The sequence below is a fragment of the Halanaerobaculum tunisiense genome, assembly GCF_054657635.1.
The window spans coordinates 23,085-39,659 of record NZ_BAAHYI010000006.1 but is presented as its reverse complement, the minus strand read 5'-3'; the positions used below and the strand labels follow the sequence as shown (position 1 = coordinate 39,659).

Sequence of the window (16,575 nt, the reverse complement as noted above, 5' to 3'; positions counted from 1 at the left end):
TCAACTTATTAACTTATCCAAAAACAAATTAATTCCTGGAAAGAAATTAGATTATAATCTATTCTATAAAAGTTAAAATTAACAGATTAATAAAAAAATTGATTTATAATACCATCATTGTTATAATTGAGTTGTAATTAATCAGAGGAGGAATTTATATGAAAAAGAATCTATTAGTTATATTTGGTGTTGTAATCTCATTATTTCTAATGACCACAATAGTGGGAGCAGCTGATGTTGACAAGGATAATGTTAAGAACTTTGTTGGAGAAAACACTGGAATGAAGATTGGCATCGGCTTACCTAATGTTGGTTGGGCTCAGCACAATGAAAAAGGACAAATTACTGGTTATAAAGGATTTAATTTAGGATTAGGTTATAGTCAAAAGAATTACTTTGAAGCGGGACTTAAGGAAGGTCAATTTAATAGTTATTGGGGCTGGGGTACTATACTAGTAGCATTACCCTATATAGAAACTGGCACTGATTACGTTTTTGCTGCTCAAAATGATAGTTTTTGGACTGCTGGTGGAGCTATAGGATTATATTCTTTAGTTCCAGGCGCAAGAGTTAGCTTATCCTATAATTTTTAAATTACATAACTATCTATACTGACAAATCTTTAGTCACATTCATTCCTCACACCAACACTTTATCCAATTAACAAGATATAATCCTTTAAAAATAGAAAAAAGACAGGTAGAAAATCTACCTGCCTTAGCTGAAATTATTTAATTTCTTACCCGTTGTTGATAAACAGTATGCAATAACTTATGAGCCTTCTCACTAGCTGGTTCATCTAAAAACTTATTGTATAAAGCTTTGATCTCTGGATTTTCATGTGACTTACGGATCTTATCAGATTGATCTATATTATATAAACCTGCTCCTCGTTTAGCCTTAATCTCTTGCGTTGATGGGTATGGTTGGCCCCCACCACCAACACAACCAGCTGGACAAGCCATAATTTCAATAAAATCGTAATCTACCTTGCCAGCTTCTACTTGCTCAAGTACATGAGCCGCATTACCTAATCCGTGAGCTACTGCTACCTTTACATTATGGTCATTAATTTCTACTTGGGCTTCTTTAACACCATCTAAACCACGTACATCATCTAAATCAAGTTCTGGCAATTCTTCACCAGTTAACTTTTCATAGACAGTTCGTAATGCTGCTTCCATTACACCACCAGTTGTCCCAAAGATAGCTCCGGCTCCTGTAGCTTGGCCCATAATTCTATCGTATTCTTCTTCTTCAAGGTTGACAAAGTTAATTCCTACTTCTTTGATCATTCGAGCCAAAGTCCGAGTCGTTAATACTGCATCTGTATCCTGGAAACTACTATCCTGAAGCTCATCTCTTTCTTTTTCAAACTTCTTAGCTGTACAAGGCATGACTCCTACTGTATAAATCTTTTTCGGATCAACATCCATTTCTTGAGCATAATAAGTCTTCGCCAAAGCAGAAAACATAGACATTGGCGACTTAGCTGTTGATAAATTATCCAGTAACTCTGGATAATTATGCTCACAGAACTTAACCCAACCCGGGCAACAAGAAGTAATCTGGGGCATTTCCGCCTTTTCATCATCTAAACGCCGTAATAATTCATGTCCTTCTTCCATAATAGTTAAATCAGCTGCAAAGTCAGTAGAGAATACCTGGTCAAAACCTAATTGTCTTAACGAAGCTGCTAACTTACCAGTAACTACTGTACCTGGCTCCATCCCAAATTCTTCTCCTAAAGTAGCCTGAATAGTAGGAGCAGTCTGAACTATAACATGTTTATCCTCATCCTCTAGAGCCTGCCAGACTTCCTCTGCTTCATCAACCTCAGTTAAAGCACCTACTGGACAAGCTGTTACACACTGACCACAGTTGGCACAATTAATCTCAGCTTGAGGCAGATCATAAGCCGTAGTAACTATTGAATCAAAGCCTCGTTCTGTAAAATCAAGGGCAGACACACCTTGGATTTCTTCACAAGTTCTCACACACCGACCACATAAAATACATTTATTAGGATCTCTTTTAATAGCAGGGCCAGCTTCATCGATTGGATGTTCAGTCTGTTCACCAGAAAATCTTACTTCTGTAATCCCTAAATCTTCTGTTAGATCTTGTAGTTCACAAGTACCACTTCGTTCACAAGTCAAACACTCATTAGGGTGATTAGCTAATAGTAATTCTACATTCATCTTCCGAGCTCTTCTGACAGCACCACTATTAGTTGTAATCTCCATTCCATCCTGAGCTGGCGCTACACAAGAAGCTAATAAATCACCTGTTTCCTCATTCTCCACTACACAAACTCGACAAGAACCATGCAGACTTAAATCTTCATGATAACATAAAGTAGGAATCTCAATTCCTAACTTCCGGGCTCCATCTAAGACAGTTTGACCTTGTTCAATCTCTACTTCCTGGCCATCTATTGTTAATGTGATAGTAGACACTATTATCACTCCTTCTTAAATTATTATACCTCAGAAATTGCATCAACAGGGCATTTCTCTGCACAAGCACCACAGGCAATACACTCATCAGCATCAATGGTATGTGCTTCTTTAGCCTCGCCCTCAATTGCATCCACTGGACACATCTTAGTACAGGCTGTACAACCAATACAAGCTTCTTCATCTATTACATAACCGGATAATAATTCATCACAAGCTCCTGCTGGACAAGTTTCATCATAAATATGAGCTTCGTACTCATCTCTAAAGTACTGTAGAGTACTCAAGACTGGATTAGGAGCTGTCTGACCTAAGCCACATAAAGAAGTTTGGTTGATATTTTCTCCTAACTCCTCTAGTAACTCAATATCTCCATCCTGTCCTTCACCAGAAGTGATTCTTTCTAGAATTTCTAACATACGTTTAGTACCTTCTCGACAAGGAGTACACTTCCCACAGGATTCACTCTGGGTAAAGTCTAAGAAGAAACGCGCTACATCCACCATACAAGTATCTTCATCCATAACTACTAATCCACCAGAGCCCATCATTGCTCCCACATCAATTAAGGAATCATAATCAATTGATAGGTCTAAATGTTCTTGGGTTAAGCAACCACCAGATGGTCCCCCAATCTGGACTGCTTTAAATCCTTTATCATTAGTAATTCCGCCCCCAATATCATAGATGATCTCTTCAATTGTAATTCCCATTGGTACTTCAGCTAAGCCTGTATTATTAATGTTACCTGTTAAAGCAAAAACTTTAGTTCCTTTACTTCCTTCAGTACCAACTGTAGTAAATTCTTTAGCACCTTCGTTAATAATAGTTGGTACATTAGCAAAAGTCTCTACATTATTAATATTGGAAGGTTGGCCCCATAAACCTTTCTGGGCTGGGAATGGTGGTCTCGGCCGCGGCATACCTCGCTTACCTTCAATAGAATTCATTAAAGCTGTTTCTTCTCCACAAACAAAAGCACCAGCACCTTCTTTGATATGTAACTCAAAGTTGAAATCAGTGCCAAATAGATTCTCACCTAATAGGCCATACTCTTCTGCTTCTTGGATAGCATTCTGTAATCTATCAACTGCTAGTGGATACTCAGCTCGAACATAAACATATCCTTCATCAGCACCCATAGCATAACCACCAATGATCATACCTTCAATTAATCGATGCGGATCCCCCTCTAACACACTTCGATCCATAAATGCCCCTGGATCTCCTTCATCGGCATTACAGATGATATACTTTTTATCGCTTTCTTCATCATGAGCAAACTGCCACTTAACACCTGTTGGGAATCCACCTCCACCTCGACCACGTAGGCCGGCATCTTTAACTTCATCGACTACATCTTGGGGAGTCAGCTCAGTTAAAGCCTTACCTGCTGCTTCATAGCCACCTTGTGCAATATATTCTGTAATATCTTCGGGATCAATCCGACCACAGTTTTCTAAAACCACTCGCTGCTGTTTTTCATAAAAATCTATATCATAATAAGAAGGAATATTCTCTTCAGTTAATGTTTCTTTATACAATAATCTTTCCACTGTTCTACCCTTTAAGAGATGTTCTTCTACTACTTCTTCTACATCCTCAGGCTGGACTTCACAATAAAATACTCCTTCAGGATAGACTATCATAATTGGCCCCTTCTCACAGAAACCATGACAACCTGTCTCTACTATCTTAATCTCATCCGCTAAATCATTAGTTGCTAGCTCTTCTGCTAAAGCTTCCTGAACATCTTTACACCCGGAAGAAACACAACCTGTTCCGCCACAAACTAAAATATGAGATCTATATAGGGAATTTTCCATTACTTATTACCTCCTTTAGAATCAATTAGTCTTCTAATCTAGCTACTACTAAATCTTCTACTAAATTACCATTAACGAGATGATTAACAACAATTCTTTCTACATCCTCTGTTTCCACTGGCCCATAAGTAATCCTATCTTTACCAGGTAACCTAACATCTACTAGCGGTTCCTTTTCGCACATCCCAATACAACCTGTCTGGGTTACAGTAACATCTAAATCTCGTTTATTTACTTCTGCTACAATAGCCTTCATTACTTCTCTAGCTCCAGCTGCAATCCCACAAGTACCCATCCCGACAATTACCTTCGGTTTATCTTCTGTCTTTCTAGCCTGTAGATTTTTCTGAGCTTCTTCTCTTAACTCTTGTAATTCCTCTAATGATTCCATCCTGTCACCCCCGCAATTGGTTTAAATTATTAGTTAAATACTTTTCCATCCAAGCTACCACTTGTCGATTATCAAGTGCTACTTCTGAACCTAGCTCTGCTCTTATCTCTCGGGTATCAAACTCAAAACTAGTTTCATCCACCTGATGGTGATAAACAAAATCAACTTCGGGATTAGAAGTAATACAAGTTATTACTGTCCCTGCTATATCACCTAAGGGTGCTCTATCTATATGACTTAACTGGAAGATAGCCTCAACTTTAGTCCCTTGCTGGGGAGTCGATTTTAAGTTAAAATCTCCTCCACACCTCTCTGCTGCAGCCTGAAATAAAGGTAGTCCTAAACCTACTTCTCGAGTATTACGAGAAGTCCAGAAAGGATCTAAAGCATTAGTAGTTGCTTCTAGTCCACAACCATTATCAGTAATCTCAATAGCTAATCTATCCTGACTAGTATCTTCACTAATTACTAACTTAATCAAACTAGCCTCAGCCGAGATTGAATTCTGAATAATATCTAAAATATGCAGTGATAACTCCCGCATTATTTATACTGCTCTAAAACTCCGGCTACTTTATCAGGAGTCATCCGACCATGAGTATCATCATTAACCATAATTACTGGTGCTAAACCACAAGCTCCAATACAAGCTACTGATTCAATAGTAAACTGTAGATCAGCAGTAGTTTCTCCATCGGCAATGCCTAACTCTGATTTAATTTCTTCTAGCACTTCTCCGCCACCTCGGACGTGACAAGCAGTTCCCATACAAACTTTCACTATATTCTCTCCTCTAGGCTCTAAGTGGAACTGAGAATAGAAAGTAGCTACTCCATAGACTTGACTAAAGGATAAATCCAACTGGTTAGCAATCTCTCTTAGTGCTTCCTTAGGTAAGTAACCATATTCTTCTTGAGCATCCTGCAAAACAGGAATCAAATCCTTCTCCTGCTTACTATACTCTGCTAAAATATTTCTTAGCGGTTCTAAATACTGTTCTTTATTTTCCTCTTCGTTTCCACATTGGCAGGCCATTAGACTGATACCTCCTTATTAATTTAAAATGATTATCACTAATGTGAATAACTTCACTTAATCATTTTTTTAAACAAGTTTATCATTACTCTTATTTGATTATAAACCAAGCCCCCCTTTTTTGTCAAAATTGATATTTTAATAACAAAGAAACATTAATCATCCCTCTAATTAATAATTAGTATTCTTTCCTATAAATAATTCCTATCACCTCCAACTTATATAACCATCAAGAATATAACTAAAAACATAAATTATTGTGAGAAGATTCACTATTTTATTTACTCTTATACCTAATCAAACTAATAAATGTCAATATGAATGATAAAAAAATAACAAAGGCTAACTTCAATTTAGAAGTTAGCCTTTATAAAAAACTAGTTAGAATATCTCTGAGAAATTTTATTAATAATCTCTGTAGTAGATGCTCCTTTTATTTCCGGAACTAATTTGATTTGGCCTTGGTAACTATTAACTGCTTCTGCCTCAGGCAAATCCTCCACTTGATAATCGCCACCTTTGGCATAAATATCCGGTTGCAAAGTTGAAATCACCTGATTTGCTGTTGTTTCAGCAAAAATAGTAATGTAATCTACCATCTCTAGGTTAGCTAACATCTCTGCTCTTTCCTGCTCGGGAATCAAAGGACGTTTAGCTCCTTTAAGAGTTTGGACAGATGAATCACTATTTAAACCAACTACTAATAAATCACCATAAGACTTTGCTTCTGCTAAATACCTAGTGTGCCCTACATGTAACAGATCAAAACAACCATTAGTAAAGACTATTTGTTGACCACTTTGTTGCTGCTGGGCTATAATTTCTTGTAGCTGATCTAAAGAGTAAACTTTATTCCTCATCGATATCTTCTCCTTGGATTACATTAGACAATTCATCTTGGGTTGTTGTAGCTACTCCTAACTTTCTAACTACAATCCCAGCAGCATAATTAGCTAATCGCATTGCTTCCTCTAGTGAAGCCCCACTAGCTAAAGCCAAAACTAAAGTACCAATTACTGTATCTCCTGCTCCAGTAACATCAAAAACTTCTGTGTAATTAGAAGCAGGGACATGAACTGTCTGTTGGTCAGTAAACAACTGCATTCCTTGACCACCTAAAGTAATCAACATTGCTTCAGCCTCTAATACCTCTTTTAGCTTCCAACCAGCTTCTTCTATCTTCTCTGCACTATCAAGCTTAAATCCTACAGCTGCTTCTACTTCCTCTTTATTTGGAGTAGCAATGGTAATCCCTGAAAAAGTAGGTAATTCATAGCGAGAGTCGACAGCTATAATCTTATCCTGCCGATTAGCTAACTCAATCACCTGCTCTTTTAAGCTAGCAGTAAAAATACCATTACCGTAATCAGATAATAAAATAGCATCGATCTCTTCTATAATATCTTCTATATAACTAATTAATTCAGACTCAATTTCTGGAGCAATAGGATGAGTCTCTAGATTATCAACGCGAACAACCTGCTGTTTTACTGTTTGGCCCCCACCAGCTAAAATCCTAGTCTTAACCGAAGTAGGACGAGAGTCATCAACTACTAGTCCTTCAGTCTCTAAACCTAAGCCATCTAAAGTAGCAGTTAACCTCTCACCTACTAGATCATCACCAATAATTCCAGCTAGATAAACATTTCCTTCTAGAGCAGCTACATTATTAGCAGCATTACACCCTCCGCCAGGTAGGATTTCTTCTTCGTCCTGTTGGAGGATCAAGACAGGAGCTTCTCTAGAAATTCTTTCTGGTTGGCCAGTAACAAATTCATCAGCAATCATATCACCAACTACTAAAATATCTTGCTCAGCAAACTGTGGTAGATACTGGAGAAGTTGTTTCATGATTACTCTCTCACTCCCAGATCAAATAAGATCCACATTACTGCATCATATAAATCTTCAGCTACATAATCAGGCTCTACTGCCCAATCCTCCCGATCATGTTCATAATTGCCACGACCATAACCTGTTAACACCAAAATCCCTTGCGCTCCTACTTTTTTAGCCAGTTCTACATCACTGATTTTGTCACCAATCATGTAAGATTTAGTTAAATCTAAACCAAAATCTTGTGCTCCTTGTAACAACATACCTGGCTGGGGCTTACGACAGTTACAGTCTTTATTAAACTTACCTGCCCCTACATCAGGATGATGGTGACAATAATAAATTTCATCTAAATAAGCTTCCTGATCAGCCAATAATTCTTCTAACTTACCATGGACTTGTCCAATCATTTCTTCAGCAAAATAACCACGAGCTACCCCAGCTTGATTAGTAGCTAATAAAGCTTTAATTCCAGCTTGATTAAGCTCTCGAATAGCCTTACCAGTGCGAGGTAATAACTCATAACGACTAGGATGATTAACATAACCAATTTCTTTACTTACTGTTCCATCTCGATCCATAAAGACTCCTACTTGATCTAAATCCATTACTTTCCCTCTCCCTTAAAAGTAATATCTCATTCCTACATTTAAACCTTCTGTTTTATCCTGACCAGCAAATCGTCTATGCTCTATCTCCAAATAAGTATGTCTAGTCAACTTATAATCAAACCCCAAACTATAACCTACATAGTTCTCATCTCCACCAGTACCTAATAGAAAATTAAAGCCAGCATTTAAACCCAGATTATCTGTCTCTCTTTTGGATACAACAATTCCTACTCGCGGATAGCCTTGGTGATCATTCTCTAATTTAGTATGATAACCTATTATACCAGATAAATCTAAATCTCTATTATCGATAATACTCAACTTAGCATTTAAATCAACAACATTATTATTATTATTTCCTTCACTATAATGAGTATAAACTCCCTCTAATCCTAAATTAGAGGATAAACCGATATCTCCCTCCAAATTTAGGGCAATCAAGTCTCCATTTAAAGTCTGCACTCCATAAGCCACTGAAGTATCGTGCCGATTAATTTTTGCCTGCTGTAAAGCAAAAGCTGACGTAGTAGTCAGCAGACTAAAACTAATAACTAGAACTAATGTTAGCATCTTCTTGTTCATTCTTCTTCCTCCTTAGTTTATTGACTAGTGCTATCATTATAACATACTAACTCGAATAAATTAATCTTGGAGACTAAAATCCTGTTCAATAATAGAAACAATCTTATTTACTGCTTCTTCTTCATCTGCTCCTGAGCCTTTAATCACTACTTCTTCTCCAGAACCTATCGCCAACGACATAAGACTAATAATACTTTTTAAATTAGCTTCTTGATTTCCATAACTAATTTTTAACTGGGCTTCAAACTTATTAGCCACATCAACTAATAACGCTGCTGGTCGAGCATGTAATCCGGTTTCATTATTGAGTTTTACTTTTTTGTGTACCATATAGTATAGTCACCTCCCAGACATATCTTAGTTACTAATTAGATAGCTAGTCCACTAATTCCTGCTTAAAAAGATAAATATAACGTTATTATATAACTTTCATAGTTTACTAGGCAAGAGTTTTCTCACTCTCTGAATTTTTTCAAACTCATCTAGAGCTCACTGATTAAAAATAAGGCTAATCTAATTTAATTTCCTGCAAATTAGATAATCCAAGCCTTATTTTTACTCCAGTTCGCTAAGATTCGTTACTAAAAAATTCAAATATCGTTGTGAAACTCTTACCTAGTAATTAATAAAAATTGTGTTGGTTTAATTTAAGTAGAACAATCCGTGCCCTGAATAAAATGAAGAAATACTCTTGGGGTGCGACTTGTGGTTAAAATAAAAGTGATATATATTCTAGTATTTTTTAATATTTCTAGTAACTTTTTAACCGTAGGAAGCATTGATTGTTCTACTCTTGAAATCTTTTGGTAACTTTTATATTTCAATAAAAGTTACTCGGAAAAAAGCTACTTTGTAGCTTTTCCGAACTAGCTTCAATAATGATTTAAGACCAAAATCAAATCACCGGAAAAGAAAAAAGAGCTGTTCAGTGACAGCTCTTTCTAACTTACAATATATTCTGTAATTCCTCTATAGCATACTCCTCATCTGCCCCATCAGCAATAATAGTTAAATTAGTTCCACAATCTGCCTGGAAAGTAGTCAAACCCATAATATTCTTACCATCTACTTTTTGTTCCTGATTAGCCAGTTCAATCTGGGCCTCAAACTGCTGGGCTGTTTGGTAAATGTTCGTCATTGGTAACCCGTGCCAGTTATCGATTCTAACTTGTTGTTCAATCATCTATTCAGCCCCCCCCTTTTTTTATTATCACACAATTACATATTACCATAAAAATAAATTAATGTAAATAAATATAAACTTACTAGTGACTAATAATTTTCAGCTTGACTAATAATAATTATATGATTAATAAAGATTAATTATGCTTAGAGAGCAAAAAAATAAAACAGATTCCTCAAGTGAGGAACCTGTTTTCTCTACCACTGACACTGATCTATTAAAATAGCAACTACTTCTTCTAGATACTCTTGGTCACAAGCACTAAATTGCTTCTGAATAGGACTATCTAGATCCAAAACTCCTTGTATTTCTCCAGCAACAATAATAGGGACTACTATCTCTGACTGGGAATCAGAGTCACAGGCGATATGGCCCGGGAACTGATCTACATCGGGCACTACTAGCGTCTCTTCTGTAGCTATAGCAGTTCCACAAACACCATCTCCTTTAGGAATTCTAATACAGGCTGATTTGCCTTGAAAAGGACCTAGTACTAGTTCATCTTCCTGCCAGAGATAAAATCCAGCCCAGTTTATTTGCTCTAAATTATGGTATACAACAGCAGCAGTATTAGCTAAATTAGCGATTAGATTATCCTCATCTGCTGTTAAACCTTCTACCTGCTGGATAATCCGCTGGTAAATCTTATCTTTTCCCACATCTGTCACTCCTTTATTAAGGTTAAGGTTAAGTTTGAGTTTAAGTATAGTCTATAATATTTTTAATTATAAATTATCGATTATTAATTATCAATTTTTTTGATCAAAGCTACATTCTCAATATGATAAGTCTGGGGAAACATATCCACTGGTTGAATCTCTTCTACTTGATAACCTAACTCCTGTAACCGTTTAAGATCTCTAGCTAAACTAGTGGGTTTACAGGAAACATAAACAATCCGCTCTGGTTGGATCTCAGCAAAAGCTGCTAGCACCTCTTCGTGGCAACCTTTACGAGGAGGATCAACTACAATTACCTCAGGACTAAATTCCTCTTTTAGTTCTGGTAGAACATCTCTTACTTTTCCTACCTTAAACTGACAGTTATTAATTCCATTTAACTGAGCATTCTCCTGAGCTTGTTCAATTGCTTCGGGAATAACCTCAATCCCTAACACCTCTTGAGCTTGCTCAGCGAGATAAAGTGCAATAGACCCTAAACCACAGTAAGCATCAAGCACTTTTTCAACACCAGTTAACTCGGCATACTCCACTACTTGATCATAGAGTGTTTTAGTCTGTAAAGTATTCACCTGGAAGAAAGATCGAGGAGAAATCTGATACTTAACCTGTCCAATATAATCAATGATTTGCTCCTGACCTGCTAATTCAACCATCTGCTCTCCTAATACTACATTAGTATCTTCAGAATTAACATTCTGATAAACACTAACTAATTCAGGCACTTCTGCTAACAACTTATTGGCTATTTCCTCTCCCCCAGGGAACTCCTCTGTGTTAGTTACGATTATTAACATAGCCTGATTGGTACAGACTCCTACTCTAATTACTACATGCCGTAATAAACCTTTATGTTCTGCTTCATCATAAACTGCTAAATCATACTCAGTCAATAAATCAGTAGTCCGCTCAGCAATTCGATTAATAACTGGATGTTGAATCTGACAGTTATCCACTGCTACTAAATCATGACTTCCAGAAGCATAAAAGCCAGCTACTAGCTCTTCTTCCTCCACTCCTAGCGGAAACTGAGCTTTATTGCGGTAGAGATAAGGATTCTCCATTCCTAAAACAGGATTGATCTCCACCTCTAATTTGCCAATTCGCTCCATAGCATCCTCAACCATCTGATGTTTATACTCCAGCTGAGATTGATAGTCAATATGCTGTAGCTGACAACCACCACAGGTATTATACTTGTTACACTCTGCTGTAGCTCTTTCTGGAACAGGAGAAATCACCTCTAGTAACTGTCCCCGACCATAATTACGCTTGACTTCTGTAATCTCTACTTTAACTAATTCTCCTGGAATTCCAGCGGCTACAAAAATAGCAAAACCTTCTTTGCGACCTACTACATCTCCCCCATAGGCTATATTCTCTAATTGAATAGTTATAATATCTCCTACTTCTACTGGTTTACTCATGCTAATCGCTCCTTTGTTACTAGTATTGAGTCGTGTGTCATGTGCTATGTGTCGTCTGCCTTCTGCGTCTGCTGTCCGCTTTCTGTATTCTGCTTTATGGCACATAGCAGACAGCAGATAGCAGACAACTAAATAAAGAAAAACGACCTCTTCAGGCCGTCTAAAAAAGGAATTTACTACTCAATAGCTAATATATTTATAGGAGGTTATAAGATGAAACAAGCTATACTACCTACTATTTACTGGTTAATCACTACTACTCTATCCTATATTAGCTACTGGTGGCTAGGATTTAACCACCAATTAGATGCTTTCTTTCAAAGTAGCAAGCTGATCAAAGTTCCTTTATTTTATAATAACTCTTTAGTTAAATTATATCTGATTAGTTTATTAATTGTTCTAGCTATTGGAGCAGTTGATAGCTATCTTAGCTCCCAGCAACAGCAAGCTATCCAACAACAACAACAGCAAGAACACAGAAGATATTATTCTGCGTCTAACTGAGCAATAATCTCTGCTGTCAGCTCTGTAGTTGTTGCCTGGCCGCCTAGATCTGCTGTCAATACTTCTCCTGCCGTTAAAACTTCTTCAATAGCAGTCTCAATTCGATTAGCTGCCTCTTCTTCTCCTAAATGATCTAACATGAGACAGGCTGATAATAATAAAGCAATTGGATTAGCTTTATTCTCGCCAGCAATATCCGGGGCTGAACCATGGACTGCTTCAAAAACTGCTAATTCATCATTTAAATTAGCTCCTGGCGTCACACCTAATCCTCCGATTAAGCCAGCACATAAATCAGAGACAATATCCCCGTATAAGTTAGGAAGAACTAAAACATCATATTCAGCTGGATACTGAACTAACTGCATACACATATTATCAACTATCTTATTATTAAATTCAATCTCTGGATAATCAGTTGCTACTTCTTCAGCTACTGACTTAAATAAACCATCACTTAACTTTAAGATATTTGCTTTATGAACAGCAGTTACTTGTTGTCTATCATTTTCTTTAGCATACTCAAAAGCAGCTCTAACGATTCTTTCTGAAGCATCTCTAGTAGTTATCTTAATACTTTCTGCAGCGTCTGCTCCTACCTTATGTTCAATTCCAGCGTATAATCCTTCTGTATTCTCTCTAAAAATAACTACATCCAGATCACTAAAATCAGTTGGCGCACCATTTAATATCCTAGCTGGGCGTAGATTAATATACAAGTCTAATTGTTGTCTAATAGCTACATTAACACTTCTAAAACCACTACCTACTGGCGTGGTAATTGGCCCTTTGAGTGCTACTTCATTCTCTTTAATTGAATCTAAAACTTCAGCGGGCAAGGGAGTACCATACTCCTCCATAACGTTGGCCCCGGCATTAACCTGCTCCCACTCAATATCTACACCTGCTGCTGCAATTATCTCTTGAACAGCTGTAGTAATTTCTGGTCCAATTCCATCACCAGGAATTAAAGTTACCTGATACATCTTCTCACTCCTTATCTACTAGTTGTTGTGTGCCGTGTGTCATGTGCTGTCTGTCATCTGCTATCTGTTACTGCAAGGCACAACAATAATTTAGTTTCTATTATACCGTCTTGTACCTGAGATGTCAATTAAAGCTAAATTGTAATTTGAAGAAATATATGATAACATATTTAATTAACTACAGGTTAAAGGGGTGCTTAAAATGTTTACCAATATTAAAAAAGCTTTATCGAATCTAAAAGATGAAGATATAAAAGAACAATACTATCAAATAATAACTATGCTACTAGAAAAAGGTTACTTCCCCGGACTGGAGAATATACCAGTTACTAAATCCGGGATTAGTAATATCAAAGGCGAAGAAGGAATCTTAACTTTTAGAGGTTATCCCATCCAGGAGTTAGCTGATAACTGCTGTTATGAAGATATCTCTTTTCTATTACTCAAAGGTGACTTACCTTTGCCCGAGGAAAGAACAAATTTCCGCAACAAACTACTAAAGAATAAAGAAATCAGCTCTCAAATCGGCTCTACTGTAGCTTCTATGCCTGATAATCTACATCCAATGCATATGTTAAGCTCCAGTGTCTTACAGTTACAAAGTACTAACCAAAAAGCCTTTACAATCGACCAGTACACACTAAATTTACACCATGCTACCCAATTGATAGCTAAACTACCTACTTTAATTGGGACCTATAGAACTGGTGATCCTAACTTTGCTGCTGATAAAGAGTTTACTTCTTTTGCTCAGTATGTCCTTTATTGCTTTAATCCTGAGTTGGCCCAGCAAGAAAGATGGGTTGATCTCTTTGATAAACTACTCATCCTCCATGCGGATCATACTATGAATAATAGTACCTTTTCTGTTCGAGCAGTAGGCTCCTCTAAAGCAAGCATTTATGCTTCGGTCTCCTCAGCTATTAATTCTTTATCCGGTCCACTACACGGCGGGGCTAATGAAAAAGTAATCAAAATGCTACAGGAAATTGAAGATCCAGCCAATGTAGCTGACTATATAACAAATAAAATAGAGCAAGGCGAAAAGATAATGGGAATTGGCCACCGAGTCTATAAAACATATGACCCGCGAGCTTTATACATCAAAGACGAGATACTACCACAGATCTTTGCTTCCGACTTAGACCATGTAGATTGTGACCTAGAAAACTTATATAATATAGCTCAAGAAATAGAAGCAATAGCCTTGGATAAATTCGCCGACAAAGGCATCTATCCTAATGTTGACTTTTGGTCTGGCTTAGTACTGCGAGCAATCGGGATTCCACCAGAATACTTCACTACTATCTTTGCCTTAGGTAGAATCATGGGCTGGTGTGCTCACTGGGTAGAAAACCTAGAAGTCAAAAACAAAATATTTAGACCTAATCAGCTTTATGATGGCTTTAGTACTCGACATATCTTAAGAGACTAGACAAACTCCCTGCCCCTAGCAGGGGATTTTCTTTTTTTGTTACTCGTCACTACCCTAGTACAGCTTAACCCATAACGCTACCAAAGTAGTAACTAACCACAATAAATATCTACTCAGATCCCCATTATGTAACCTACTTAACTGAGCTCCTAAATAATCAACTCCCTGACCCAAATAAGGATAGAGATCAAACTCAGTTGTAGCATGCGGATGAGGTTCTATCAAGTCTGAAGCTAGCTTAAAGATAAGCAAAGCTAATAAGGTAGGTTGGAGTGACTTCTGGAGGTAGTAAAAACTAAAGTAATCGACCTTAACCTTTGTTGTTACTAAACTAGTTATCAACTCTGGTTGAGTACCAATTAAGACAATCAAACTGGTCAATAAACCCATCCCCCACAACATTGCTTTACTTGGCTTTCGCTGGAGAGTAATCTCTTCCTCTGGCGATCTGATAAAACCATAATAGACCACCTTTAAAAAAGATAAAGAAGTTCCTATCCCAGCTAGATAAAGTCCCCAATTTAAAACAGGGTCCTTAATCCCTTTCTTGATTAACAGCTTACTGATATGTCCACTAAACAAAGGAATACCTGCAATTGATAAGGCAGCTACTACAGCAAAACAAGTAGTTACTGGCAACTTTTTAGCTAAGCCACCTAGTTCAACTAAATCCTCTTGCTCAGTAGTATAAATCACTACTCCAATCACCATAAATAATAAACCCTTATAGAGTACATTATTCACTAAATGGAGTAGCCCTCCTAACTGGCCGAGGGAAGTCCCGACTCCAATTCCGACAATCATATACCCTATCTGACTGATAATGTGATAGGATAATAACCTTCGCACCTGGGTCTGTTTTAAGGCCAACAAGACTCCTAAGATAGCTGTAACCACTCCAGCATATCCTAATAACTCAACTCCACTTAATAAACGGTATAAGGTATAAACTCCTACCTTAGTTGTATAAGCAGATAACAAAACACTAATCTGGAAAGGGACAACAGCATAATTTTTAGGTAACCAAGTATGTAAGCCAATAAAGGCTAACTTGATCCCTACAGCTAACAAGAAGAAAGGTAACCCATACTCTACAGCAGTCAGGGCCAAACTACCAGTAGCAGTATACTGGATTAATATCCCCCATAATAGACTCAAGGCTCCAACTAACTGCATCACAAAATAATAGTAACTAGTCTGTCTAGTAATCGGTTGTTGATTAGTAAAGATTAAAAAGTAAGAACTGATAGTCATTAATTCCCAGAGGACATAAAAAGAAAATAAATCACCTACAAACAAAATAGCTACTGAACTCCCAATATAAATCTGACTGAGTAGATAATATTTCTTATCTGCTACCGGAAAAGAATAAATAGTACTCCCTAGCCCAAATAAAGCAAAAACTAACCCAATCAACTTACTAACTGGAGTAACCTTTAATAAAACTAACTCAAAGTCCAAAAAAGGCACTACTAGCTGCTGAGCAGTTGATAAGTTATAAATTAGTCCTACAGCTAATACAGAAATCAAGACAGCTAAATAATACCTTACTTTATCTGTAATAAAGTATAAGATTCCTACACCACATAAGTATACTACACCTGGATTCAACTATAGCAC

The 16,575-nt window shown here is 37.0% G+C and carries 18 protein-coding genes; 3 read left to right on the top strand and 15 right to left on the bottom strand.

Features of this window, described 5'->3' with window-relative positions; all coding sequences use genetic code 11:
• Positions 1-158 precede the first annotated feature (158 nt).
• Positions 159-593: a hypothetical protein gene (locus tag ACYQ3D_RS06815; protein ID WP_459837322.1), complete on the top strand. Its 435-nt coding sequence runs from the start codon at positions 159-161 to the stop codon at positions 591-593.
• A 138-nt stretch (positions 594-731) separates the two neighbouring features.
• On the opposite strand, the gene ACYQ3D_RS06810 is transcribed toward ACYQ3D_RS06815, so the two are convergent.
• The 13 genes from ACYQ3D_RS06810 to rlmD all read right to left on the bottom strand — a co-directional run bounded on the left by ACYQ3D_RS06810 (position 732) and on the right by rlmD (position 12,030).
• Entirely contained in the window at positions 732-2,459 is a 1,728-nt protein-coding gene (locus ACYQ3D_RS06810) for an NADH-dependent [FeFe] hydrogenase, group A6 (RefSeq protein ID WP_459837321.1), read from the bottom strand.
• Between the two features lie 23 nt (positions 2,460-2,482).
• The gene (gene nuoF / locus ACYQ3D_RS06805; protein ID WP_459837319.1) at positions 2,483-4,285 is read right to left on the bottom strand and encodes an NADH-quinone oxidoreductase subunit NuoF; all 1,803 of its coding nucleotides are present in this window, start codon (positions 4,283-4,285) and stop codon (positions 2,483-2,485) included.
• A 25-nt stretch (positions 4,286-4,310) separates the two neighbouring features.
• Positions 4,311-4,676, bottom strand: coding sequence for a (2Fe-2S) ferredoxin domain-containing protein (locus ACYQ3D_RS06800; RefSeq protein ID WP_459837318.1), 366 nt, complete (start codon positions 4,674-4,676; stop codon positions 4,311-4,313).
• A 4-nt stretch (positions 4,677-4,680) separates the two neighbouring features.
• On the bottom strand, positions 4,681-5,220 hold the full coding sequence (locus tag ACYQ3D_RS06795; protein WP_459837316.1) for an ATP-binding protein: 540 nt from the start codon (positions 5,218-5,220) through the stop codon (positions 4,681-4,683).
• Entirely contained in the window at positions 5,220-5,711 is a 492-nt protein-coding gene (gene nuoE / locus ACYQ3D_RS06790; RefSeq protein WP_459837315.1) for an NADH-quinone oxidoreductase subunit NuoE, read from the bottom strand. The genes ACYQ3D_RS06795 and nuoE overlap by 1 nt, the downstream gene beginning before the upstream one ends.
• Positions 5,712-6,088: 377 nt before the next feature.
• Positions 6,089-6,571, bottom strand: coding sequence for a D-glycero-beta-D-manno-heptose 1-phosphate adenylyltransferase (gene rfaE2 / locus ACYQ3D_RS06785; RefSeq protein ID WP_459837313.1), 483 nt, complete (start codon positions 6,569-6,571; stop codon positions 6,089-6,091).
• Positions 6,561-7,562, bottom strand: coding sequence for a bifunctional heptose 7-phosphate kinase/heptose 1-phosphate adenyltransferase (locus ACYQ3D_RS06780; protein ID WP_459837312.1), 1,002 nt, complete (start codon positions 7,560-7,562; stop codon positions 6,561-6,563). Before ACYQ3D_RS06780 ends, rfaE2 begins: the two co-directional genes overlap by 11 nt.
• Before the next feature lie 2 nt (positions 7,563-7,564).
• Positions 7,565-8,155: a D-glycero-alpha-D-manno-heptose-1,7-bisphosphate 7-phosphatase gene (locus ACYQ3D_RS06775; protein ID WP_459837311.1), complete on the bottom strand. Its 591-nt coding sequence runs from the start codon at positions 8,153-8,155 to the stop codon at positions 7,565-7,567.
• A 15-nt stretch (positions 8,156-8,170) separates the two neighbouring features.
• Positions 8,171-8,740 carry an outer membrane beta-barrel protein gene (locus ACYQ3D_RS06770; RefSeq protein ID WP_459837309.1) on the bottom strand — a complete coding sequence of 190 codons (570 nt, stop codon included), beginning with the start codon at positions 8,738-8,740 and terminating at the stop codon, positions 8,171-8,173.
• Positions 8,741-8,800: 60 nt separating this feature from the next.
• Entirely contained in the window at positions 8,801-9,070 is a 270-nt protein-coding gene (locus ACYQ3D_RS06765) for an HPr family phosphocarrier protein (protein WP_459837307.1), read from the bottom strand.
• A 616-nt stretch (positions 9,071-9,686) separates the two neighbouring features.
• On the bottom strand, positions 9,687-9,923 hold the full coding sequence (locus ACYQ3D_RS06760) for an HPr family phosphocarrier protein (RefSeq protein ID WP_459837305.1): 237 nt from the start codon (positions 9,921-9,923) through the stop codon (positions 9,687-9,689).
• Positions 9,924-10,120: 197 nt separating this feature from the next.
• Positions 10,121-10,582 carry a GAF domain-containing protein gene (locus ACYQ3D_RS06755; RefSeq protein WP_459837303.1) on the bottom strand — a complete coding sequence of 154 codons (462 nt, stop codon included), beginning with the start codon at positions 10,580-10,582 and terminating at the stop codon, positions 10,121-10,123.
• An 83-nt stretch (positions 10,583-10,665) separates the two neighbouring features.
• Complete coding sequence (gene rlmD, locus ACYQ3D_RS06750; RefSeq protein ID WP_459837301.1) at positions 10,666-12,030, bottom strand: 23S rRNA (uracil(1939)-C(5))-methyltransferase RlmD; 1,365 nt, start codon at positions 12,028-12,030, stop codon at positions 10,666-10,668.
• Positions 12,031-12,243: 213 nt separating this feature from the next.
• Between rlmD and ACYQ3D_RS06745 the strand changes: the two genes are divergently transcribed.
• Positions 12,244-12,534, top strand: coding sequence for a hypothetical protein (locus ACYQ3D_RS06745; protein WP_459837300.1), 291 nt, complete (start codon positions 12,244-12,246; stop codon positions 12,532-12,534).
• Here the strand turns inward: ACYQ3D_RS06745 and ACYQ3D_RS06740 are convergent.
• Positions 12,516-13,520, bottom strand: coding sequence for an isocitrate/isopropylmalate dehydrogenase family protein (locus ACYQ3D_RS06740; protein WP_459837298.1), 1,005 nt, complete (start codon positions 13,518-13,520; stop codon positions 12,516-12,518). The two genes, ACYQ3D_RS06745 and ACYQ3D_RS06740, sit on opposite strands and share 19 nt — an antisense overlap.
• 202 nt (positions 13,521-13,722) lie before the next feature.
• On the opposite strand from ACYQ3D_RS06740, the gene ACYQ3D_RS06735 reads away from it, so the two are divergent.
• A complete protein-coding gene (locus ACYQ3D_RS06735; RefSeq protein ID WP_459837297.1) occupies positions 13,723-14,955 on the top strand; it encodes a citrate/2-methylcitrate synthase in 1,233 nt (410 codons plus the stop codon).
• A 54-nt stretch (positions 14,956-15,009) separates the two neighbouring features.
• On the opposite strand, the gene ACYQ3D_RS06730 is transcribed toward ACYQ3D_RS06735, so the two are convergent.
• Positions 15,010-16,566: a proton-conducting transporter transmembrane domain-containing protein gene (locus ACYQ3D_RS06730; protein WP_459837296.1), complete on the bottom strand. Its 1,557-nt coding sequence runs from the start codon at positions 16,564-16,566 to the stop codon at positions 15,010-15,012.
• Positions 16,567-16,575 lie beyond the last annotated feature (9 nt).